Source organism: Bradyrhizobium sp., assembly GCF_004799405.1.
Classification (GTDB): Bacteria; Pseudomonadota; Alphaproteobacteria; order Rhizobiales; family Xanthobacteraceae; genus Bradyrhizobium.
Map to the genome: position 1 here is coordinate 15,473 of NZ_SSMW01000121.1, position 21,583 is coordinate 37,055.

Consider the following 21,583-nt stretch of genomic DNA (forward strand, 5'->3'; position numbering starts at 1 on the left):
GCGTGTCCCCAACGTTGCGGTCTTGTCTCCAGTAGAGAGCGGTCAGCCAATGGCAAATTTATCGAAACGTTCGGCGGCCGATCTGCGCGTTGCAGTAGTTGGGTTGGGAGCCATCGGCATGAAAGTAGTCGAGGCGCTTGACCGCGGCATAGACGGGTTGGTGCTCGCCGCCGTGTCGGTCCAAAATGCCGAAAAGCACCGCAGCAGGCTGGCCTCCTTGAGGCGTCCGCCTGCCGTCCTGCCGATCGATGGGCTCTGCGATGTAGCCGATGTCGTCATCGAATGCGCCCCGGCCGAACTCTTGAGGTCGATTGTCGCTCCCTTTGTAACAGGCGGAAAGATAGCGATCGTCCTGAGCGCAGGCGCGCTTCTCGACAATGAAGATCTTGTCGATCTTGCCAAACAGAACGGCGGTCAAATCGTAGTGCCGACAGGGGCTCTCATTGGCCTCGACGCTGTGACCGCAGCCGCGGTCGGGACCATCCACTCTGTCCGCATGGTAACGCGAAAACCGGTGACCGGTCTTGCTGGCGCACCTTATATCGTCGAAAACAACATCGATATCGAAAGGATTACCGAACCGCTCAAGATATTCGATGGTACGGCGCGCGAGGCCGCAAAAGGATTCCCGGCAAATCTGAATGTCGCTGTCGCGCTCTCGCTTGCCGGCATAGGTCCCGATCGGACCAAGCTCGAAATTTGGGCCGATCCAGGGTTAACGCGTAACGTGCATCGCGTGGATGTGGAATCCGATACTGCCCGCTTTTCGATGTCGATCGAAAATGTGCCGTCGGAAAACCCAAAGACGGGCTTGATCACCGCGCTCTCGGTTATTGCCTATCTTCATAAGTGGCGTGCATCCCTGCGTGTTGGAACCTGACCTTCAATCGTTTACCGTCGTATACCAACTTGGATATGAGAACATCAATATTTCGTATTTTACAACATTCAGGATCGCCTTATCCTGCTAAAAAGACAGCCGCACACGGCTGCGCAAGTGGGAGGACAGATGCTGTCCGGTATCGATCTTAGGATGAAGCAATGGGATTGGGATTACTTCCTGTCTGAAAGGCGGAAAGTAGTCGGTCTTTGGCCTACCGGAAAGCAAATCGAAAGTCCGGATTCGATCGCCGAGGCCATCGCTTACCACAAGGCCCAGCCCGCCTGGAAATATGCCTCCTTGCGCAATGAAAAAGCCGAAAAGGAGGGACGAATTCAGATCGTGCCTCAGGTCGGTCATGCGCTGGTCGAGCAGACCGTCGATCACATCAAACATTCCGAGGATCTCAGCCCCGATCGCTGGTACGTGCTGACCGATACCTACACGCGAAAGTCGGAATACGCGAAGGCGCAGGATGCAGTCGATCGCAGCAGGGCAAAGGGCTTTTCCTACCTCAACGGCTATCCTCTGGTGGCGCATGGCGTTCCCGGCGCCCGCGCGGTCAACGAAGCAACTCGCGCCGCCATCGGCACCGATAACAACGACGAAGATGCACGGCTGCCGTGGGAGTTCGCGCTGGCGGGCGGCTGGACCTGGGGAACGATCAAGAGCATCGAGGAACTGATCCAGCATTCGCGTGACTATCCGGTCGACAAGAATATTCACAACCAACAATATATCGATCGGCTTGCCGCGCATTTCACCGAGAATGGCGTGCCAATCCTGAGGCGCGCATCGGCAAATTTGCCGGGATGGGATTCTCTGGGTTTTAAGGTCACGGTGGCGCTGCTCGAAGTCCTGCTGTCGGCGGCACAAGGCGTGAAATGGATCGATCTCAGCCTTGGAATTGGGATGAACCTGCTTCAGGACGTCGCGGCAATTCAGGTTCTTCGCAAGCTTTCCCGTGAATACCTCGATCAGATGGGCTGCAACGACGTAAAGATATTTTCCTGGACCTATTTCTTTCTGGGCGATTGGCCGCTCGAGCGAGGCCAGATGTCCGGTCAGCTTGCATGGAACGCGGCGGTGTCGGCGCTGGCGGGCTGCAACGGCATGTTCATCAAGTCGCCCGATGAAGCTTCCACGACGCCGACGGCGGCCGGGTTCCGCGAAGGTTTGCATATTTGCGGGCAGATCGTGCGCCTGATCGCGGACCAGCGGTTGCCGGATTCCGAGGATTTGTCGCTGGAACGCAACATGATGGAGCTTGAAGTCCGCTCCATCATGAAACGCGTGCTTGAATTGGGAGACGGCGACTTTGCGATCGGGGGAGCCCGCGCAATCCTGTCCGGTGCTTTGGACACGATGTTTTCGCCTTACAAATTCCTGAAGAGCAAGGTCAAGGTGGTGCGTGACCGCAACGGCGCGCTTCGCTATCTCGACCACGGCCTGATGCCGCTTCCAAACGAAGTCATCGAATATCACCGCTCCCGTATCGCCGAGCGCGAGCGCAAGGAAAATACCACCGCGGGCGTGAATTGGATCATCCGGGAGGCGACATGGGCTTCCCGTTCTCTAGCCGAGGAGATCGCTGCACGTGAATAGTCCGGAAAGCAGCATGAAACAATCGGGGGAAGTGGCCGCAGCGCGGCCGTCGGGGCGCCAACCCGTTATTGTCCTCGGCACGATCGGCCACGATGCCCATATCGTCGGAAGCTCGGTTCTCCGGTTCGCGTTCGAAGAAGCCGGATTCAGAGTGGTGTTTCTCGGCGCGGTGGTGCCGCCGGAAGAATTCATTTCGGCCGCCAAGGAGAGCGCGGCCGATGCGATTCTCGTATCCTCGATGTACGGGATGGGCCGGATCGACTGCGCCGATTTCGGCGACAAGTGCAAGGAAGCCGGACTCGGCCATGTAAAACTCTATCTCGGTGGAATCCTCGTTACCGATCCCGAGCATTGGCCCGAGACCGAGGCGCTGTTCAAGGGTTACGGCTTTGATCGGGTCTATCCGCCGCAGACCAAGGCCGAAACCGCGATTTCGGACCTGAAGAAAGATCTCGGTCTGTCATCCTGAACTGAACGGACGATCCATTACAATTATGGACCTTGCCCTAGCGATTGACTTTGGCAGCACCTTTACCAAGGGCAGCCTGTTCGATCTCGCGCAGCAGCGGGTGGTCGGGATCGCATATCAGCCGAGCACGGTGGAGTCCGATGTCGCGATCGGGCTTCATGCCGTGCTTGCCCGGCTCAAGCAACATACCTCCCACGACCTCACCAGGGTTCCGGCGCGGGTCTGCAGCAGCGCGGCCGGTGGCCTTCGCATGGTTGTCGTCGGTCTTGTTCCTTCACTAAGCCTCGAGGCGGCGCAGCGGGCAGCGCTGGGCGCGGGCGCCAAGATCGTCGGGGCTTTCGGTCATAAGCTGTCGCGATCCGTTTTATCGTCGCTTGCGGCCGCGCGGCCCGATTTGATCCTGCTGGCGGGAGGAATCGACGGCGGTGACGAGGAAACCATCCTGCATAATGCGCGGGCGCTGGCGGAACTTGGATTGGCGAGTCCTGTCATCGTCGCGGGCAATCAGTTCGTGGCCGAAGACTGCGTTTCAATTCTGTCCCGGGCCGGACGCAACGCCACATTGGCGGCGAACATTCTCCCCGAGATCGATCGGATAGAGGTGGGCGAAGTTCATCAACTCATCCGTGAGCTGTTCGTCAAACACATCACGCAGGCAAAGGGCATCGAACGGGTCGCGCAGGAATTGAATTTGGTCACGCCGATCATACCGACGCCGGCGGCCGTCCTGAGGGCGTGTCAACTGCTGGCCGAAGGTCCTCCAAAGCGGGCGGGCCTGGGGGACGTCGTGATTGTAGATGTCGGTGGCGCCACCACGGACGTCCATTCGGCCAGCAACGGCGCGCCAACCCGGCCCGGCGTGATTCGGCGTGGATTGCCCGAGCTGTTTCTCAAGCGTACCGTTGAGGGCGATCTCGGCGTCCGTATCAATGCGATGACGATTGTCGAGCGGATCGGCGCCGACGCTATCTGTGATTTCGCAAATACGCTTCACCCCGGAGGGCTGAATGCCGACGATGTCCGGGCCTATGCCGAAAGGGTGTCGGACGATCCCAATCATGTTCCTCGAGGCGCGCAGGAAGCGGCGCTCGATGCGGCGTTGGCGCGGTCCGCGATCAGGATCGCGATCCAGCGTCACGCCGGCTCGGTAAAGGAAGTCTATACCGGTGCAGGACTGGCGCTGGTGCAGTATGGCAAGGATCTCGGAGATGTCTCGACCGTCATTGGTGTTGGCGGGGTTATTGCCTATGGCGAGCACGGCGAATTCGCCTTGCAGGGAGCCGTTTCAACCCCCGAAGCTCCCGTTGCACTGATCCCCAATGGACCGAAGTTCCTGATCGACCAATCCTATTTGCTGTATGGAATAGGATTGCTGGCCGAGGAATTCCCCGACGCCGCGTTTGATATTGCCAGCAAGGTTCTGTTGCCGCCGTCATCCTCTTCGCAGCTTTTGCCGCCGGTGACGCCCGCCTAGTCCGACACCGTCTGGCTCATCGAGGATTTGCGGCGGCTCAAACTGTTCCTGACGACCGGGAACAACAGCGCGGCCAGCGAGAGCGCCATGAAGGTGCCCCGGATCGGACCGTTGAAGAATGCGGTAAAATCGTTGTCGTGGCTGATCATGGTCTGCATGAATGAGCTCTCCGCGAGAGGTCCGAGCACCACTCCCAGCACCAGCGGCGAGATCGGAAACTTGAATTTTTCGAAGGCATATCCCAGCGCGCCGAACACCACGATCAGCATCATGTCGGAAATGCTGTTTCGGTTGGCGTAGGTGCCGAGCAGGCTGAACATGATAACAACGGCAGCCAGAACCGCCGGCGGGATACTGAGCACCCTGACGACGACCCGGATCCACAGAAAGCTCAGCAGGCACATTCCGACGACGGCCATGAACATGGAGGCAAAGATCGTATAGACCGTCAGTTTGGATTGGGCGGTAGACAGCAGCAGCGGTCCGGGCTGCACGCCGTGCAAAAGAAAAGCTGCAAGGATGATGGCCGTGGCCCCGCTTCCGGGGATACCGAGAGTTAGCAAAGGCACCATGTGACCGGCGACAGAAGCCGTCGATCCGATCTGAGGTGCCACGATGCCTTCCGGAAGCCCGGAGCCAAGCAGGTCGCGCCGCTTGCTGTATTGCTTTTCGATTCCATAGGCGATGAACGACGTAACGGTTGCGCCTGCGCCGGGCACGATCCCGAGCAAGGTCCCGAGAACCGTGCTTCGCAGCAAAGTCTCCCTGATGTCCCATATCTGCTTCAACGATGGAAAAGCCGTGTTGGTTCGAATCGGTTCTCCGACCTTCGAGAAATTTATCGGCTTTCGTCCGATGCGGGTGAGGACCTCGCCAAAACCGTACATGCCGACGAGTACGGTAATATAGGGAATCCCGTTCACCAGAATTGGGGAATCGAACGTAAACCGCTCCGAGCCGTAAATGCTGTCGACGCCGACGGTAGAAATGAGCAGGCCAATGAACAGGCCGATAAACGCATTGACGATCGAAGCTCCGGCAAGCGAAACGACCGAGGTCAGACCGAGAAAAACCGCCGCAAAATAGTCAGCGGTCGAAAATTGCAGCGCCAGTTTGCCGAGCGGGATCGCCAAACCGACCATGAAGGCGGTCGATACGATTCCGCCGATGAATGCCGATATCAATGCCCAGCCGAGAGCTTCAGCGGTCTGTCCGTTCCGGGACATGTTGTAGCCGTCCCAAAGCATCGGGATGTCATTCGGCTCCCCCGGGATTCGATACAGGATCGCGGTGAAACACCCGGCGTAGGTTCCCGACATGTAGATGGCGGTCAGCATGATGATGGAGGGTTCGACAGCCATGCTGTAGGTGAAGGGTAACGCCAGCACGATGCCCATCACGATGCCGAGGCCGGGCATGACGGAGACAGCCATGCCGACGATCAGGCCGATCACCAGCATCGTCAGGTAGCCATCCGCGATGATGTGGATCATTCCCTGGGACAGCAGATGAAGCGTTTCCATTTCCCGGGGCCTTAGAGGTTGAGGATAGCCAGAAGGGCCAGGGAGACGGTTGAAAACGGCTCAATGCCGATGGGAAGCGAGACATAGACGACGCGAACGAAGATCGTCATGAAAAACAGGCTTCCGAACAGCGAGATGAAAAACAGCCAGGTGAATCTTCGGTATCCCCCGGTGTAGATAACGAATGCCAGGAAGATAAAAGTGCTGATGAAAAATCCGAGATAATGAAGAATCCAGAGATAGGCCAACGTTCCCGCCAGGGCTGCCCAGACCCGTGCCGGATGAATTTCCGGTTCGTCGATGTAGGCGACATCCGGCTGGCCGGCGTCGGATGCCGTTAGATCAGCCTGCTTCCCGACCCCGTTCGACGACGCGTCATCGAACAGGAAAGTTTTCAGGATCCCCCACACTCCTGCCATGATGGTCAGCAGCAATACCAGTTTTGGCCACGCGTCGGGACCGATACGTCCCGGTACACGATCGAACTCGAATTGTCTCGCCTTGGTCAGAAGCAGAACGGCCGCAACAACGGTGATGATATAGGGAGCACCTGCAAGCAACCTTGTCCGCAACGGGCGACGTACGGTTTGCCGTTCCGGATCTGCATCGTGTGCGGGCGCAATCGGCGCTTCATGTTGCGGTGGCGCACTCATGGGGTCGGGATCCACTTCTCGGATATACCCCAGGTGAGGCATTATTTGCCAGCGGCCATGTTCTTCATTGCAGCAAGGTCGCTCTCCATCAGCGAAGCGGCGGCTTCGGTGGGCACATAACTGGCCGGACTGGCCAGCTCCTGTTTCAGAAATTCCGCATATTCAGGCTTTGCGACAACAGCCGCGATCGCATCTGAAAGGACCTTTACCTGTGCTGGCGGGGTGTCGGCCTTCACGATGACGGCGCGGCGCTGCGGGAGACTGATGTCATGTCCCGATTGTTTCGCGGTCGGGACGTCTTCAAAACCCTTGATCGGTTCGTCGCTGAAGAAAAGGATCGGCCGCATTTGTTGGCCGGATACGAAACTGCCGATGTTCCCGATCGGCGAATAGAGCAGATCGACGTGATGACCCAGCAATGAGCTGTAGCGTTCGCCCGGCTCGGCATAGGGAACGGCTTTGAGTACGATGCCTTGTTTCGCGAGCTGATGAATAGTCAGATCGTCGGGGCTGCCGAATCCGGAAATCGCAACCTTTAGCCCGTCCGGATTTGCCTTGGCCGCCTTTTCGACGTCGGCCCAGCTTTTGTAATCGCTGTCCTGCGAAACGTAGAAGCCGGACGGCAGTTGAATGACGATTCCAAGCGTAATGAAATCCGACATTTTCCATTTTGGCGGCCGGCTGGCCAATAGCGCGAAGGTATCCCATGCCAGAAGTGAAATGGAGTAGCCGTCGCTCGGTCCGGACAGCATCTTCACCATGCCGGCGTTTCCGGTTCCGCCGGGTACGTTGACCACCGGAAAGGAGACCTTGAGCTCGGCCTGCAGCAGTTTCGACAACTCCCGCGCAGTCTGGTCGGAGCCGCCGCCGGCGCCCCAGGGAACAATGAATTCAACCGGCCGGTTGGGATAAACATCGGCGGCATCAGCCGGGCAGGCGGCAACCAACTGCGCGACGCCGACGGCTGCGATCAACAGCTTTGCGTAATAGCTCATGTTCCTCCTCCACCGGTCGGACTGTCGCGTCCGCATTTTTATACAATGCTGCAGCGCCGCGCCGGCTTGTCCGTCAGCTTAGCGTGCTGTTCTGCAACGTCATTTGGTCACGATGACGCAGATGTCCAGCCGGGACGATAGGGCGAATACGAATGTTGTAAAATACGAAATTCTGATGCTTTTATATCCAGGCTGGTATAAGGGAAATCCATGATCAGGCTTCGGCAACTGCAAGCACTGAACTATGTCCTGTCGAGCCGAACCATGACCGCGGCGTCTCAGCTATTCGGCGTCACCCAGCCCGCCATGAGCCGCCTGATCATGCAACTTGAAGAAGAGGTCGGCTGCCAGCTTTTGCGACGCGACCGTGGCCGCGTCAGGTTGACGGAGGAGGGGGTCCGCTTTTACGAGAAGGCGGAGCAAGTGCTTTCGGCCATGCGCGAGCTCGGAGGCATCGCCGAAGGTTTGCGAAGGGATCCCAAGGGAGAAGTGAGGATCGTTTCGATTTATGGGCTGGTGAACAGTCTGATTCCGACCGCGATCAAGCGGTTCTCGGCAGCCTACCCAAAGGTCCGGATCACGATCGACATGCTCAACCGCGCACGGCTTGAGGAAGTCATTCACGAGCGTCAATTTGACATAGCGCTTGCGACGTTGCCGGTGAAAGCGCCGCCTTCGCTGACGATCGATACCCTCGGCGCGATGCCGGCGATCTGCATTTTGCCGGTAAAGCATCCTCTGGCCCAACGGAAGAAGATCAAGGCCGCGGATCTGGCCGGTATACCATTCGTTTCGGCGCGGCGCGAAACCCTGCTGCGGCAGCGCGTCGATGATGTTTTCGACCGCTTGGCCATTACCCGCGAGATGCTGTTCGAATGCCACAATACCGAGGTGATGTGCCAACTGGTGGCGGCGGGCCTCGGCGTGTCCATCGTCCATCCTTTCGTTCGAAAGCCCGTCGACGATTCGTTTGTCAGCCGGGCCTTTGAGCCGTCGATCCGGATGGAATATGCGATGTTCCGGCAGCCAAGGGGCGAGATCAGCAACGCGTGCGAAGTGCTGGCGGAACATATTATGAAGGACACGCAATATCTCGGTACGGCCAAGCCATCGCCCAGGATCAAGCGGCGATAATCAAGCGCCGCTCTGCCATGTCGACATTGGCATGGTAACATTCCGCTTTCTGATTTCATGTCAGGGCGTAGCCGGTTTATCATTCTCACCAGCAGAGCGATCGCAGATGAGCGCCGGCCGGCAACGCAATTTCGGATTACGGACGCATGTCGATGCGCTGCTCGATATTGCCGGCGATGTGAGCGGTCTTCAGGTCATCGATCTCGGTTGCGGCGAAGGATATTTCGCCAGGGGCTTGGCGGCTAAGGGTGCCCAAGTCATAGGCGTCGATCCGCTGGTTGCGCCGGTGCCGGAGCAGCGGCTCGCAACCGGCAGCTTTCGCATTTTGCAGGCGGGAGCCGAAGCCGTTCCGCTGCCGGCGGGCATGGCCGACATCGTCACTTTCATCTTTTCATTGCACCATGTGCCGCCCACCGCTCTCGCGGCAGCCCTTGGAGAAGCGAAACGTCTGCTCCGGTCTTCAGGACGGCTTTATGTCGCCGAGCCCCTGGCGAAGGGGCCTTTGTACCACCTCACCCAGCCGTTCCATGACGAGATGCAGGTGAGAACAAATGCGCAGGCGGCGCTCGGAGAATTCGTCGAACCTGAGTTCGAGGCGGCCGAGATATTTCATTACGCGGAGCGTCGTGTCTTCGCCGATTTTGAGGCGTTCGCCAGGCGCACTAATGCGAATACTCGATTCAACGGATACGACGCCAGGGACGTCGAGGCTCCCGAGGTGATCAGGCGGTTTGACGAACTTTTCGCGCAAGACGGCGGAAACTTCGATCAGCCGGTCCTGGTCAAGCTTTATTCGCGTCCGAGGCAATAATAGCTGGTTAGCCGCGGAACGGATCGATGCCGGTCAGTTCGCGGCCTTGAATTAAGGTCAGAATGCCCGGCGTTCCGTCCGGGATCGAAATCGTGCGGACGTCCCGGGCCATCTGCTCAAGGCCCAGTTCGCGGCTCAGTCCTATCGCGCCGTGAATCCGCATCGCCAGTGCAATGGCCCGGTCGCAGGCGTCGACGGCGTAACGTTTGGCCATTGCGGAAAGGCCGTTGGCGCGTTCCCCGCGGTCGATCGCAGCGAGTGCGTTGTAGCAGACCAGCCGGCTGCTCAGGACCGCGGTCTCGATTTCCGCAAGATCATTTTGAATGAGCTGGAATCCGCCGATGTAACGGCCGAATTGCTTTCTTATTCCGGCATAGCTTCGTGCGGCGTCCAGCGCCTTTTGCGCAAGGTGCACCGCCATCAACCCCACCAGCGGACGATTGGCCAGCCAGGTCAACGTCAGCAACTTTGCCGTGTCGCCGGTATCGGGGCAAAGGTTACGTTTGGGAACGCGGCAGTCGTTGAACGACACCTCACCCAATGGGGCCTGGCGCAGGCCGAGCATGTCCAGTTCCCTTGTCGAAAAATCAGATTCGCTTCGATCGACGAGGACACGCACCACGCTCGACTTGCCATCCGCAGCGGTCAGCCGGCACGTTACGTTCATCACATCGCAGATCGGAGCATTTGAAATCCACAATTTGCTGCCGTTGATGACAAGTTCTTCGCCGGATTCGGTAACCCGGGTCTTGATCCCACCCGGGTCGGAACCGACATCGGGCTCGGTGCTGGCGGTGCAGGCGATGCGCCGTCCCGACATCAGATCGGGCAGGTATCTTTCCTTTTGTTCTTCCGAGCAGCCAAAATAGATCCGGGTCGTCGTCGCTTCATGCGGCTGCAGGATCAGGCCAACGCAAGGCGGTATCTGTTCGCCGATCAGCCCGTAGTCGAGCATGTTCATGCCGACCCCGCCGCCGGCCTCGGGTATGCGAGCGCAAGTCAGGCCGAGGTCTGACGCCTTGGCCATTATTTTGAGCACGGCGGATTTGGGCAAGCCCTTGTCGCGATCGTTCGCATCGAGCACCGGCTGTATTTCGGTTTCGACCATGCGCTTGGCGGCACTGACCATCATCTGTTGTTCGGTCGTCAGTGAGAAATCCATTTTTCAAACCTCTTTGCGAACGCGAGCTCTTTGAGCGCCGCTCTGTTGGGCGCCGCCTTGCGGATTGAACGGCTATGACAGCCATTCGGCGACAATCTCGCGACTTCGTTCCGGATCGGGAGCTTGCGGAGAGCAGGGCGTCTCCGGCACCGACCGGCTGAAACGTGGCGCGGGCGCCGGTTGAACGATGCCGTCGATCTCGATGAATGTCCGACGCTGTTTCAGATGCGGATGATTGGGGGCTTCGTCGATCCTCAAGACCGGACAGAAACACGAATCTGTTCCCTCCAGAATGGTGCACCAGTGATCGAGCGGCATGCTCTTGAATTTGTCCGATAACAGCAGGCGGAGCTGGGGCCAGTTTCGAACGTCCCGCGCGAGGTAGGCGGCCGTTTGCGGAAGCTCCAGCCGCGCCACCAGCTCGACGAGAAATTTGTGCTCGATCGGCGCCACCGACGCAAAGCGACCGTCGGCACACTCGTAGACGTCGTAAAACGGTGCGCCCGAATCCAGCGCATTGGTTCCGCGCTCCTCACTCCACAGGCCCGCGGCTGCCATTCCATAGAATTGCGTCATGAGTGAAGCCGCGCCATCGACGATGGCGGCGTCGACGACCTGGCCACGGCCGGCTTGCTGTCGCTCAAGCAGCGCCGACAGAATTCCGACGGCAAGATACAAGGCACCTCCGCCGAAGTCGCCGACAAGGTTCAGGGGAGGAGATGGCGGCTGCCCGCGGCGACCGATCGTACTCAATACGCCGGTCAGGGCGATATAATTCAGATCGTGACCGGCGGCGTTGGCGAGCGGACCGCTCTGACCCCAACCGGTGATGCGTCCGTAAATCAGCATCGGGTTGCGGCTGAAGCAATCGGCCGGACCAAGCCCGAGCCTTTCGGCGACGCCGGGCCGGAAACCTTCGATCAGGACGTCGGATCGCTCCACCAGTTTCAACATCGTCTCTTTGCCGTCGGGGCTTTTGAGATCGAGCGCGATCGTCTTTCGACCCCGGAGCGTCAAGTTGAACCGGCGGGGTCTTGGAACCCCGAGGTCGCTTGGCGTCAGGCGCTCGATACGCAGCACCTCGGCGCCGAGATCGGCAAGCAGCATCGCGCACATCGGCCCCGGGCCAACCCCCGCAAGCTCAACGACCTTGATCGCCTTTAGTGGCCCCAAAGCAGCCTCCCGGTCGTTCCGTTTAGCCGGATGCTAGACACTGGGCCGGTGTGCGTAAAATGACAAAGCCGGATAAAATTATTACCGAATTGGTATGACGGGCTTTTCCGACGCGGGCTTTCGGCGCTGAATTCCCGCGGAAAGCTCCCGGGTCGATTTCGAGCTTGCGCCAGTCGAAAAGCGCAAAGCTTTTCGAGCCATGCACATAGCGTCGGAGGCGTCTCAGTACATATCAATCACGATATGGAAGCATCAAGATTTCGTATTTTACAACATTGTAATTAGGCCTATCTTGCGACCCTAAAACAGGTTGAGGAAATCCATGAGTGCCGAAGATACGTCGCCCAGCAGAACCGGTCCGCTGCTGGGCTATAAGGTGCTGGAGCTCGGTTCGACGGCAGCGGGGCCGTTCTGCACAAGACTGCTGGCTGATTTCGGCGCGGAGGTCGTCAAGATCGAGGCCGCCGAAGGAGATCCGATCCGGAAACTCGGACAGACCGTTGACGGCAAATCCCTCTACGCGGCGAGCATCTGCCGCAACAAGACCATTGCATCGCTCGATCTTCGCAAACCCGAAGCGCAGGTTCTGCTCAAGCGGATGATTCCGGAATTCGACGCGGTCGTTGAAAATTTCAGGCCCGGTACCCTGGAAAATTGGGGCCTCGGTTACGACGACCTTAAGCTGCTGCGGCCCGATCTCGTCATGACCCGCATCAGCGGCTACGGACAGTATGGTCCATATCGCGACCGGCCGGGATATGGGGTGATCGGCGAAGCGATGAGCGGCCTTCGCTCCCTGATCGGCGATCCCGATCGCCCGCCGTCGCGGGTTGCCATGCCGCTCACCGACTACATCACCGCACTCTATGCGGCGTTGGGCACGGTGATGGCGCTGCTGGCGCGCGAGAAAACCGGTGTGGGCCAGATTGTCGATACGTCCCTGGTCGACTCGGCTTTCAGTTTCATGGAGTCGTCCGTGCCTGATTATGAAAAGACCGGCGCGATTACCATGCGTGCCGGCGCGCGACTGCCGAACAGCGCGCCCAACAGCCTGTATTCGACCAGGGATGGCAAGTTCATACACATTGCAGCACTGGCGGATCCCGTGTACCGGCGTCTGGCCGGTGCGATGAAAATGCCGCATCTGGCCACCGATCCACGCTTCTCCGAGCAGAATGTAAGATCTGAAAACGTCGATCAGATCGATGAAATCGTAGCGGACTGGACCAAATCCCACGATCTCGAGGAGGTCGAGCGCATTCTGGAGGCCGCCAGCGTTCCGGCGAGCCGGATATTCACGATGGCCGACATCTTCCGTGATCCCCACTTCAGCGCACGTGACATGCTGCTCGAAGTGCCGGACGATGATTTGGGAACCGTGACCCTCGCCGGAGTGGTGCCGAAACTTTCGAAGACACCTGGAAGCGTGCTTTGGTCCGGCCACCGAACAGGCCAGGATACCCGGGAAATCCTGCGGCGCTTTGCGCGGCTCTCGGACCAGGAGATCGACACGCTTGAACGCGACAAGATTGTATTTTGCGAACCTCAGCAGGGCGATCGAGCTATTCCGGCGACTGCAACGCTCTAGGTTTCGCAAGGATTTGAGGATCTGCAATGGACAAGTTTAAGGCGTTTCGCGTTCATACCATCGACGGCAAGCCGGTTTGCAGGTTTGAGCGCTTGACGCTGGATGATCTGGACAAGGGCGACGTCGTTATCAAAACCGCGTTCTCGGCCATCACCTACAAGGATGCGATGGCGGCGCGAGGTGTTGGAAAGAACGTCAGGACCGACCGGCCGTGCGTGACCGGCGTCGATCTGTCGGGCGTCGTCGTGTCGTCCGCCGACGCCCGATTTCACGCCGGCGATCAGGTCATCGTCACGAACTACAAGCTCGGAACCACGCAGGACGGCGCCTATGCCGAATACGCCCGCGTGCCGGGAGACTGGATCGTGCCGCTTCCGGCCGGTCTCAGTCTTTATGAAGCGATGGGGTTGGGGACTTCCGGATTGACTGCTGCACTGGCAGTTGATCGTCTGCAAAAAGCCGGCGTCAAACCGCAGGACGGCCCTGTCGCCATCTCCGGCGCCACCGGCGGCGTGGGAAGCCTCGCCATCGATATGTTTGCCAAGCTTGGCTTCAATGTCGTCGCGATTTCCGGCAAGCGCGAGCAGGAAGGTTTTTTGCGAACGATCGGCGCCCACAGGATCATGTCCCGGGAGGATTTGCTGGGTGACCGCGCGCCCCTGGCGCCCCCGCTGTTCGCAGCCGCACTCGACAATGTCGGTGGGATCTATTTCGACCGGCTGGCTGCCCGGCTGCAGCCGTTCGGCAAGTTGGCGGTCGCGGGCATGGCGGTTGGTGCGGAACTGAAGACGACGGTATTGCCATGGGTGCTTCGTTCGATCGATGTTCTCGGGATCAACGTGTCGCGTCAGTTGCATATGGACGAAAGAAAGCGGCTATGGTCTCGCATGGCGTCCGATCTCAAACCGCCGCATCTGGCACAGATTTCCCGGCCCATCGCCTTTGAGGAGCTTGATACGACGATGGACCGGTTTTTCGATGTCACGACCGTCGGAAGGGTGGTTGTGGAGGTCGGATCGAAGGCGCCCTGACCGATATCGGAAGACCGGATCGGATATCTGATAAAAATAAAACAGGATGAGGAAACGAATATGCAGCGGACCCATACCGTTTTATCCGCGACGGCCTTTGCAGTCATCGCCTGCGCCGCGGCGAACGCGCGCGCCGAAGACACCGTAACCCTGAAGTTCGCCATGGCGGTCCCGCCATCGCATTACACCGCGGTCCAGGGCGGCAAGTTCTTCATGGATCGTGCCACCGAACTCTCCAAGGGCCGGATCAAGTTCGAGTGGTATCCCGCCGAGCAGCTCGGCAAGGCCAAGGATTTGCTGGCGCTGGTGCAGACCGGAGTCGCGGACATGGCCGATGTGGTGCCGGGATACGTTCCGGACAAACTCCCGCTATCGGGTGTTTCCGAACTTCCCGGCCAGATCACCAGCTCCTGCGAGGGGACACGTGTGTTCTATGCGCTGACGCGTCCGGGAGAGTTCCTGGCGAAAAACGAATATGACGCGCAGAAAGTCCACGTCCTGATGGCAGCACCCCTGGTGCCGTACAAGATATTCACGTCGAAAAAGGAACTCGACAAGCCTGAGGACATCCAGGGGTTGAAGCTGCGAAGCGCCGGCGGCGCCAGCGACATCGCACTGACTCAGCTCGGTGCGGTATCCATACGGCTCGCGGGGCCGGACATTCACGAATCCCTGACGCGCGGGACCATCGATGGTGCGATGTATCCGTATCTCAGCCTCAAGTCTTTCGACCTTGTCGGGTCCATCAAGTTCGCAACCGAAGGCGTCGGGGTTGGTTCGGTAGCCACCGCATTTCTGATTTCAGCCGAGAAGTGGAAGGCGATCCCGGATGACCTTAAAAAGGATATGGATCAGGCGGGGCAGGAAGCCGGCATGAACTATTGCGCCTATATGGATCGCGAAGAGCTCGCCGAGCAGAAGGTCCTGTCGTCGTCGATCAAGGCGACCAGGCCATCGGACGCCGACCTCGAGCGCTGGCGGGTGCTGCTCGCGGGCGTCAAATCGGAATGGGCCAAGCGGCTGGACAGCCGCCGAAAACCGGGGACCGAGGCGTTGCAGGCATGGGATGTCGAGATGGCAAAGGTTCGCGGCAGCGACAAAACGGCTCCGGCGCCCGGCCATTGATTGCTTCGATCATGCGCATTTGCTGAATTACGCGGCGCGCTTTTATCGATTTTCATTGGGGCGGTATTTCGTTGCTCAAGCGTACAGAAGTGATGCTCTCGAAGGTCGAGGATTTCTGCGGCGCGCTCGCCGCAGCCGGCCTCGGCGCCATCATGTTGATTGTCGCAAGCGACGTCGCCTTGCGTTATGTGGTGGGCCGCCCATGGTCATGGGCCTACGATGTCGTCAGTATCTATCTCACCATTTCGATATTTTATCTGGCGCTGTCGCGCACCTTCCGGGAACACGGGCATATCAGCGTTGATCTCGCGCAGCGTTACATGAGCCCGAAGGTCAAGCATTCGCTCAATCTGTTCATCTGTATTTTATCCGCGGGACTGTTCACCGTCATCGCGTGGATAACCCTGCGGCTGGCCTGGACGCAATATTCCGGCGAGGACGTGATCTCTTCGATCGTGGACTGGCCGACCTGGGTATCCACGATCTTCGTGCCGGTTGGCACGGCGCTCATCGTGATGCGGCTGATTCTGACCGCGATCAATCACGTAGCCGTGCTTGCCTCGGGAGCCGAACTCATCCCGTCGGCGCGCCCGGATGATGGTGATCATCCGATTTTGACGGGGGAATAGGTGGTTACCGCGCTGGTGGTCGCCGTCCTGTTTTGCCTGCTGGGCATCGGAATGCCGGTCGGCTTTGCCATGGCGGTCAGCGGGTGCGCCGGCCTCTACCTCGTCGGCGGGGCCTCTGCCCTGATCGGCATCCTGCAGACTTCCTCCATTTCGACGGTCAGTTCGTATGAGTTGATAACGATACCGATGTTTCTTTTGCTGGCGGAATTCGTCCTGGTGAGCGGCGTGGCGGAAGACCTGTTCCTGGCCGCCGCCGCCTGGGTTGGACGGGTACCCGGGGGACTGGGAATGGCGACCGCACTTGCCGGCGCCGGCTTCGGTGCCATTTGCGGATCGAGCGCGGCTTCCGCAGCCACGCTGTCCTCGACCAGCCTTCCAGCCATGCTGAAGCAAGGATACGAGCCGAAGATGGCCGCCGGCGTGGTCGCGATTTCGGGAACGCTCGCCATGCTGCTGCCGACCAGCGTGGCGCTGGTGCTTTATGGCATTCTGGCCGACGTCAGTATCGGCAAATTGCTGATCAGCGGGATTCTGCCGGCCCTCCTCATCACTCTCACCATCATGCTGACGATCTACATTCTGGTTTGGCTGGAGCCTGCGCGCGCGCCGATCGTCCCGGTGGTGCCGCTCGATGTCCGGCTGCGGATGCTGCGCGTCGTCGGTCCGATGCTGTTTCTGTTTTCGGGGGTGACCGGCGTGATTTACACCGGCATCGCCACGCCGACGGAAGCGTCTGCCGTCGGTGCGTTCGGGGCATTCCTTATCGCGGCGACCCGCGGCTCGCTGAACCGGAAAAACTTCGGCCCGGTTTTCTGGCGCGCGGCGCGAAGCAGTTGCATGATTTCGATGATCCTGCTCGGCGCCCACATCTTCGGCTATTATTTTACCCTGGCCCAGGTGCCGCAAAGCCTGGTGGCATGGGTTGGCGGTCTGGCTGTTTCACGCTGGGTGATCATCGGAATATTGCTGTGCGGCTATATCGTGCTCGGTTCGTTCATGGATCAGATCGCGATTTTGGTCCTGACCGTCCCGATCGTGGTGCCGCTGGTGGTGTCGCTTGGCTTCGATCCGATCTGGTTCGGCGTGGTCAAGATCGTGACCGCTGAAATCGGAATGGTCACGCCGCCCGTCGGTCTGAATTGCTACATCGTGGCGCGATATGCCGAGAGACCCGTGACGGAAGTATTCCTTGGGATCTGGCCTCATTTCGTCGCGCATCTGATCGCGCTCGGACTGCTGCTGGCATTTCCGGCCATCTCGCTCTGGCTTCCTTCGCGAATGTAGGCCGGGATACGTTGGCAGGATGATGCCCCGGTCGCCGCTCATGTAACCGGGTGGCCATGGGGGTGAGAAACATCAACCCCGATACGCTCGCACCCGCTTTACCATCTGCTCGATATGCGCGATCGGGGTTTCTGGCCGGATGCCGTGGCCAAGATTGAAGATCAGCCTTCCTTGCGCGTAATTCGCCAGCACATCGTCGATCGCGCGATCCAGCGCATCGCCGCCGGCGATCAGGGCCAGTGGATCGAGATTGCCTTGTACCGCAACGCTATTCTGCACCTTGTCGCGGATCAGCGACGGCTCGGCCGTCCAATCGATGCCGACGGCGTCGACGCCGGTCGCTTCCACATAGCCTGGCAGCAACGCGCCGGCGCCGCGTGGAAACCCGATGATCTTCGCGTCCGGCACTTTGGCGCGTACGCCTTCGACAATGCGCTTTGTCGGCTCAACCGACCAGCGCCGGAATTCGCGCGGCGGCAACACGCCGGCCCAGGTGTCGAAGATCTGCAGCACGTCGGCGCCGGCCTTGAGTTGTCCCAGCAGATAAGTGATCGAGGTTTCGACGATGGTATCGATAATTTTCGCGAATGCTTCCGGATGCCGATAGGCCATCATCCGTGCCGGCGCCTGATCCGGCGTGCCCTGTCCCGCCACCATGTAGGTTGCGACCGTCCACGGCGCGCCGCAGAATCCGATCAGCGCAATATTTGGATCGAGTTCGCGGCGAACGCGGCGCAGTGCCTCGAACACCGGTTCGAGTTTGGCGAAATCGCCCGACGATGACAGCGTGCCGACCTTGTCCGGTGTATCCAGGGGATCGAGTCGCGGGCCTTCGCCGATCTCGAACCGCACCGACCGGCGAAGCGCATAGGGAATGACAAGAATATCCGAGAAGATAATTGCGGCGTCGAAGTTGAAGCGGCGGATCGGCTGCAGCGTCACTTCGGCGGCGAGTTCGGGCGTGAAGCAGAGGTCGAGGAAGCCGCCGGCCCTGGCGCGGACTTCGCGGTATTCCGGCAAATAACGGCCGGCCTGCCGCATCATCCAAAGCGGCGGCACCGGCTGCCTGATGCCTGAAAGCACTTCAACGAGGGGTTTGGCGGGCGGGGGCTGTATCAAGCGGCGCTTCCGTGGTCGACTGCTGGGCGTTGTCGTTCCTGATACACTGCCGCTACGGTCTTGACCACGCGAGCGAGCACCTGACGTCGCCAGTGCCGACATCGCAGACGTCGTACGGGAATTCGCAGGGCGATCGAAAAGCCGGAGACTCGCTAGGTGTCCGGTGACGTAGAAACTGAGGCGGCTGGCGAACCATAGCCGAACCAGGTGCTGGAGCCACAGGCTGTGCCGGTCTCCCGGCCGAACTGGTTGTCATTTTTCGGCAGTCCCTTGCACGTGCTTCGGTAAATCACGCATTTGCAAGCGCGAGTCTAAATTGCAATTGTTGATTGTTGTTCGATGTGGTCATAAGGCATTGTAATAACTTGCTAAAATATTTAATAACATTCTTGCCAACATGATTGTTGATTACAATGTTGACAGCATTTTCGAACTCGGTAGCTTGTCGGAATGACAACAAAAAGGGGTTCCAAGGGGGCGAATGGCACCAAGCGCATGCTCGATGTGCTCGGTGCATTGCGCGAGCGCATCAGCCGCCATGAGCTTCCTCCTGGCAGCAAGCTTCTCGAAGCGGAGCTCAGTGCAGAGTTTAGCGTTTCGCGAGCCTGCATTCGCGATGTATTCGGCGTACTTTCGCAGCGCGGACTGATCCGCAGGATTCCCCAACGCGGCGCCGTGGTCGAGCGGCTGGATCTTTCCCAGGTTTTCGAGGTCTATGAGGTTCGCGAGGCACTTGAGGGGCTGTGCGCCAGGCTGGCGACGATCAAGATGGCGCCGGAGAGCTGGCAGGACCTCGTAGATCTATTTGGAAAACCGATCGAAGACGACATCGAGCGCGGCGATCTCGAAGCCTACATCGTCAAACTCGAGTTGCTGCGTCGCAGAACCATCGAAGGCGCGCACAATCCCGTTCTGGCCGACATGATCGACAATATTCAGGATCGCACCCGAGCCATCATCCGGCGCATCATCGTGCTGCCGGGTCGCGCCCGGATCGGATTGGAAGAGCATCGGGCAGTCCTGCGGGCCATGAGGCAAGGCGATGCCGACGCGGCGGAGGCAGCCAAGCGCGCCAATATCCGTAGCGGCGCCGCATACCTCAAGCGCTATGAGTCATTTGTACTGTGAGCAACCAAATGAGCAACGATGACCGTTCAGTCGCAGCCTGATGATCTCGAGCGCCGCCGCGCCAAGGCGCTGGCGATGGGAGGGGAAGCCAAACTCGCCAGGCGGCGTGAACAGGGTTTTCTCGACGCCCGCCGGCGGATCGAACTGCTGTTCGACCCAGGCAGTTTCCACGAGGCCGGACTGCTCAGCACCTCGGTGACGCCGAAGGACCAGGCAAGGACGCCTGCCGATGGCAAGATTGTCGGTTACGGACGTATCGATACCCGCGAAGCGGCCGTCGTCTCCAACGATTTCACCGTAATGGGCGCATCGAGCAGCGCCACCAACGGCAAGAAAATCGGCCATATCAAGCGCGTGGCGACGCAGCGCGGGATTCCGATCGTTTTCTTCGGCGAGTCCTCCGGCGCGCGTATGCCCGACACCATGGGCGCGCGGGGCATGGGCACCATGCTCGGCGCCGATCCGACCCAATATCAGCGCATGCGGGAGACACCGTGGGCGGCCGCCGTGCTGGGGGACTGCTACGGCTCGTCGATCTGGTATACCTGCTGCTCGGATTTCTCGGTGATGCGCAAGGGCGCGGTATTGGCGGTGTCGAGCCCAAGCCTGGTCGAGCAGGCGCTCAGCGAAACCGTTGACCCGCAGACCCTCGGAGGGTGGCAGCTTCATGCCGAAACCACCGGCCTGGTCGACCGCTTCGTCGATACCGACGAGGAGGCAATCGCCGCGCTCCGCAAGTTTCTGTCCTATATGCCAGGCCACAACGGAGAATCTCCGCCACGCGCCGTGCCGCAAGGAGCGGGCGCCAACGCCGCCGGAATTGGACAATTGCTGCCGCCGCGGCGCACCCAGGTCTATGACGTTCGCAAGATCATCGCCGCGTTGGCCGATCGGGACAGTCTGTTCGAATTAAAGCCGCAGTTCGGCAAGGTTGCGGTCACCACACTGGCGCGTCTCGACGGCCAGGTGATCGGGATCGTCGCCAATAATCCCTTGTTCAAGGGCGGCGCGCTCGACACGGACGCGTGCGACAAGATCACGAGTTTCCTCGTGCTGTGCGACAGCTTCAACATCCCGCTGGTGTTGCTGGTCGATACGCCGGGATTCAGCATCGGGCCGGAAGCCGAACGCCGGCGGGCGCCCGGCAAGATCATGAATTTCATGAACGCGCTCTCGCTATGCACGGTGCCGAAGCTCTCCGTCATCCTGCGCAAGAGCTACGGCCAGGCCTACCTCAACATGGGCGGCGGCCGGAACTCGGATGAGGTGGCGGCGTGGCCCGGGGCCGAGATCAGTTTCATGGATCCGCATTTTGCGGTTCGCATCGTTCACGGGCATCAACCGGACAGCCCTGAATTCGCCGACGCCTTGCGGGAGATGGAGCGCGACAATTCGGTCTATGGAATTGCCGAAATCTTCAGCATCCAGGCGGTGATCCGGCCGGAAGAGACGCGTGACCATTTGATCCGCCTGCTGGAGGTTCATCAGCTTCGCCGGACCAAGGGCGTGGGCGAGCATCTGATGCGCGCCTGGCCGACGAGTTTTTGAACAGCATCAGCCGATAGAGGACGACATAACATGGCCAAGCTCGCAGCGAAATCCGAGGTCAGCGGATCGGTCTGGAAAATCGAGGTGACGCTCGGGCAGAAGGTCGCCGAGGGCGACACCCTCGTGCTGATCGAATCGATGAAGATGGAAATCCCGGTCATCGCAGAGCAGGCAGGCGCGGTCGCCTCGATCCTGGTCGCGGAGGGCGATGCGATTACCGAGGGACAATCCGTCGTGACCCTGGAAACATGA

At 59.6% G+C, this 21,583-nt stretch carries 20 protein-coding genes; 14 read left to right on the plus strand and 6 right to left on the minus strand.

Going from position 1 to position 21,583, the window contains the following annotated elements; all coding sequences use genetic code 11:
• Positions 1-49 precede the first annotated feature (49 nt).
• The 4 genes from E7813_RS18695 to glmL all read left to right on the plus strand — a co-directional run bounded on the left by E7813_RS18695 (position 50) and on the right by glmL (position 4,428).
• A complete protein-coding gene (locus tag E7813_RS18695) occupies positions 50-880 on the plus strand; it encodes an aspartate dehydrogenase (RefSeq protein WP_291576368.1) in 831 nt (276 codons plus the stop codon).
• A 129-nt stretch (positions 881-1,009) separates the two neighbouring features.
• Positions 1,010-2,485, plus strand: a complete 1,476-nt coding sequence (locus tag E7813_RS18700) for a hypothetical protein (protein WP_291576370.1) — start codon at positions 1,010-1,012, stop codon at positions 2,483-2,485.
• A 13-nt stretch (positions 2,486-2,498) separates the two neighbouring features.
• Positions 2,499-2,954, plus strand: a complete 456-nt coding sequence (gene glmS / locus E7813_RS18705; protein ID WP_291576372.1) for a methylaspartate mutase subunit S — start codon at positions 2,499-2,501, stop codon at positions 2,952-2,954.
• A 25-nt stretch (positions 2,955-2,979) separates the two neighbouring features.
• Positions 2,980-4,428, plus strand: a complete 1,449-nt coding sequence (glmL, locus tag E7813_RS18710; protein ID WP_291576374.1) for a methylaspartate mutase accessory protein GlmL — start codon at positions 2,980-2,982, stop codon at positions 4,426-4,428.
• On the opposite strand, the gene E7813_RS18715 is transcribed toward glmL, so the two are convergent.
• From E7813_RS18715 to E7813_RS18725, 3 genes are read right to left on the minus strand one after another with little or no spacing between them, the layout of a single operon-like run.
• Positions 4,425-5,951: a tripartite tricarboxylate transporter permease gene (locus E7813_RS18715; RefSeq protein ID WP_291576376.1), complete on the minus strand. Its 1,527-nt coding sequence runs from the start codon at positions 5,949-5,951 to the stop codon at positions 4,425-4,427. The genes glmL and E7813_RS18715 overlap by 4 nt on opposite strands.
• Before the next feature lie 11 nt (positions 5,952-5,962).
• Positions 5,963-6,604, minus strand: coding sequence for a tripartite tricarboxylate transporter TctB family protein (locus E7813_RS18720; protein WP_291576378.1), 642 nt, complete (start codon positions 6,602-6,604; stop codon positions 5,963-5,965).
• 41 nt (positions 6,605-6,645) lie between these two features.
• Positions 6,646-7,599 carry a tripartite tricarboxylate transporter substrate binding protein gene (locus E7813_RS18725; protein WP_291576380.1) on the minus strand — a complete coding sequence of 318 codons (954 nt, stop codon included), beginning with the start codon at positions 7,597-7,599 and terminating at the stop codon, positions 6,646-6,648.
• 210 nt (positions 7,600-7,809) lie between these two features.
• On the opposite strand from E7813_RS18725, the gene E7813_RS18730 reads away from it, so the two are divergent.
• Together E7813_RS18730 and E7813_RS18735 are read left to right on the plus strand one after the other, a co-directional pair.
• Positions 7,810-8,733, plus strand: a complete 924-nt coding sequence (locus E7813_RS18730; protein ID WP_291576382.1) for a LysR family transcriptional regulator — start codon at positions 7,810-7,812, stop codon at positions 8,731-8,733.
• A 106-nt stretch (positions 8,734-8,839) separates the two neighbouring features.
• Entirely contained in the window at positions 8,840-9,544 is a 705-nt protein-coding gene (locus E7813_RS18735; protein ID WP_291576384.1) for a class I SAM-dependent methyltransferase, read from the plus strand.
• 7 nt (positions 9,545-9,551) lie between these two features.
• Here E7813_RS18735 and E7813_RS18740 read toward each other — a convergent pair whose 3' ends face one another.
• Together E7813_RS18740 and E7813_RS18745 are read right to left on the minus strand one after the other, a co-directional pair.
• A complete protein-coding gene (locus tag E7813_RS18740; protein WP_291576386.1) occupies positions 9,552-10,706 on the minus strand; it encodes an acyl-CoA dehydrogenase family protein in 1,155 nt (384 codons plus the stop codon).
• Positions 10,707-10,778: 72 nt separating this feature from the next.
• Positions 10,779-11,879, minus strand: coding sequence for a CaiB/BaiF CoA-transferase family protein (locus tag E7813_RS18745; RefSeq protein ID WP_291576388.1), 1,101 nt, complete (start codon positions 11,877-11,879; stop codon positions 10,779-10,781).
• Between the two features lie 322 nt (positions 11,880-12,201).
• Between E7813_RS18745 and E7813_RS18750 the strand changes: the two genes are divergently transcribed.
• The 5 genes from E7813_RS18750 (at position 12,202) to E7813_RS18770 (ending at position 17,536) form a co-directional block, all read left to right on the plus strand.
• A complete protein-coding gene (locus E7813_RS18750; RefSeq protein WP_291576390.1) occupies positions 12,202-13,467 on the plus strand; it encodes a CoA transferase in 1,266 nt (421 codons plus the stop codon).
• A gap of 26 nt (positions 13,468-13,493) precedes the next feature.
• Positions 13,494-14,498, plus strand: coding sequence for an acryloyl-CoA reductase (locus tag E7813_RS18755; protein WP_291576392.1), 1,005 nt, complete (start codon positions 13,494-13,496; stop codon positions 14,496-14,498).
• A 60-nt stretch (positions 14,499-14,558) separates the two neighbouring features.
• Positions 14,559-15,623, plus strand: coding sequence for a TRAP transporter substrate-binding protein DctP (dctP, locus tag E7813_RS18760; protein WP_291576394.1), 1,065 nt, complete (start codon positions 14,559-14,561; stop codon positions 15,621-15,623).
• A 71-nt stretch (positions 15,624-15,694) separates the two neighbouring features.
• Entirely contained in the window at positions 15,695-16,252 is a 558-nt protein-coding gene (locus tag E7813_RS18765; protein WP_291576396.1) for a TRAP transporter small permease, read from the plus strand.
• Entirely contained in the window at positions 16,253-17,536 is a 1,284-nt protein-coding gene (locus E7813_RS18770) for a TRAP transporter large permease subunit (RefSeq protein ID WP_291576398.1), read from the plus strand.
• Positions 17,537-17,608: 72 nt separating this feature from the next.
• Here E7813_RS18770 and hemE read toward each other — a convergent pair whose 3' ends face one another.
• On the minus strand, positions 17,609-18,652 hold the full coding sequence (hemE, locus tag E7813_RS18775; protein WP_291576516.1) for a uroporphyrinogen decarboxylase: 1,044 nt from the start codon (positions 18,650-18,652) through the stop codon (positions 17,609-17,611).
• A 519-nt stretch (positions 18,653-19,171) separates the two neighbouring features.
• Here hemE and E7813_RS18780 point away from each other — a divergent pair.
• Genes E7813_RS18780 through E7813_RS18790 form a run of 3 tightly spaced genes read left to right on the plus strand, consistent with a single transcriptional unit; the run spans position 19,172 to position 21,583 of the window.
• The gene (locus E7813_RS18780) at positions 19,172-19,783 is read left to right on the plus strand and encodes a GntR family transcriptional regulator (protein WP_291576400.1); all 612 of its coding nucleotides are present in this window, start codon (positions 19,172-19,174) and stop codon (positions 19,781-19,783) included.
• Positions 19,784-19,801: 18 nt separating this feature from the next.
• On the plus strand, positions 19,802-21,331 hold the full coding sequence (locus E7813_RS18785; RefSeq protein WP_291576402.1) for a carboxyl transferase domain-containing protein: 1,530 nt from the start codon (positions 19,802-19,804) through the stop codon (positions 21,329-21,331).
• Positions 21,332-21,361: 30 nt separating this feature from the next.
• Positions 21,362-21,583: a biotin/lipoyl-binding carrier protein gene (locus E7813_RS18790; protein WP_291576404.1), complete on the plus strand. Its 222-nt coding sequence runs from the start codon at positions 21,362-21,364 to the stop codon at positions 21,581-21,583.

Excerpts from the sequence above, each read along its gene's own strand:
- E7813_RS18720 (WP_291576378.1), bottom strand. The coding sequence starts at position 6,604 with ATGAGTGCGCCACCGCAACATGAAGCGCCGATTGCGCCCGCACACGAT.
- E7813_RS18755 (WP_291576392.1), top strand. The coding sequence starts at position 13,494 with ATGGACAAGTTTAAGGCGTTTCGCGTTCATACCATCGACGGCAAGCCG.
- E7813_RS18785 (WP_291576402.1), top strand. The coding sequence starts at position 19,802 with ATGACCGTTCAGTCGCAGCCTGATGATCTCGAGCGCCGCCGCGCCAAG.
- E7813_RS18740 (WP_291576386.1), bottom strand. The coding sequence starts at position 10,706 with ATGGATTTCTCACTGACGACCGAACAACAGATGATGGTCAGTGCCGCC.
- E7813_RS18750 (WP_291576390.1), top strand. The coding sequence starts at position 12,202 with ATGAGTGCCGAAGATACGTCGCCCAGCAGAACCGGTCCGCTGCTGGGC.
- E7813_RS18735 (WP_291576384.1), top strand. The coding sequence starts at position 8,840 with ATGAGCGCCGGCCGGCAACGCAATTTCGGATTACGGACGCATGTCGAT.
- glmL (WP_291576374.1), top strand. The coding sequence starts at position 2,980 with ATGGACCTTGCCCTAGCGATTGACTTTGGCAGCACCTTTACCAAGGGC.
- E7813_RS18715 (WP_291576376.1), bottom strand. The coding sequence starts at position 5,951 with ATGGAAACGCTTCATCTGCTGTCCCAGGGAATGATCCACATCATCGCG.
- E7813_RS18790 (WP_291576404.1), top strand. The coding sequence starts at position 21,362 with ATGGCCAAGCTCGCAGCGAAATCCGAGGTCAGCGGATCGGTCTGGAAA.
- E7813_RS18695 (WP_291576368.1), top strand. The coding sequence starts at position 50 with ATGGCAAATTTATCGAAACGTTCGGCGGCCGATCTGCGCGTTGCAGTA.
- E7813_RS18730 (WP_291576382.1), top strand. The coding sequence starts at position 7,810 with ATGATCAGGCTTCGGCAACTGCAAGCACTGAACTATGTCCTGTCGAGC.
- dctP (WP_291576394.1), top strand. The coding sequence starts at position 14,559 with ATGCAGCGGACCCATACCGTTTTATCCGCGACGGCCTTTGCAGTCATC.
- E7813_RS18700 (WP_291576370.1), top strand. The coding sequence starts at position 1,010 with ATGCTGTCCGGTATCGATCTTAGGATGAAGCAATGGGATTGGGATTAC.
- glmS (WP_291576372.1), top strand. The coding sequence starts at position 2,499 with ATGAAACAATCGGGGGAAGTGGCCGCAGCGCGGCCGTCGGGGCGCCAA.
- E7813_RS18725 (WP_291576380.1), bottom strand. The coding sequence starts at position 7,599 with ATGAGCTATTACGCAAAGCTGTTGATCGCAGCCGTCGGCGTCGCGCAG.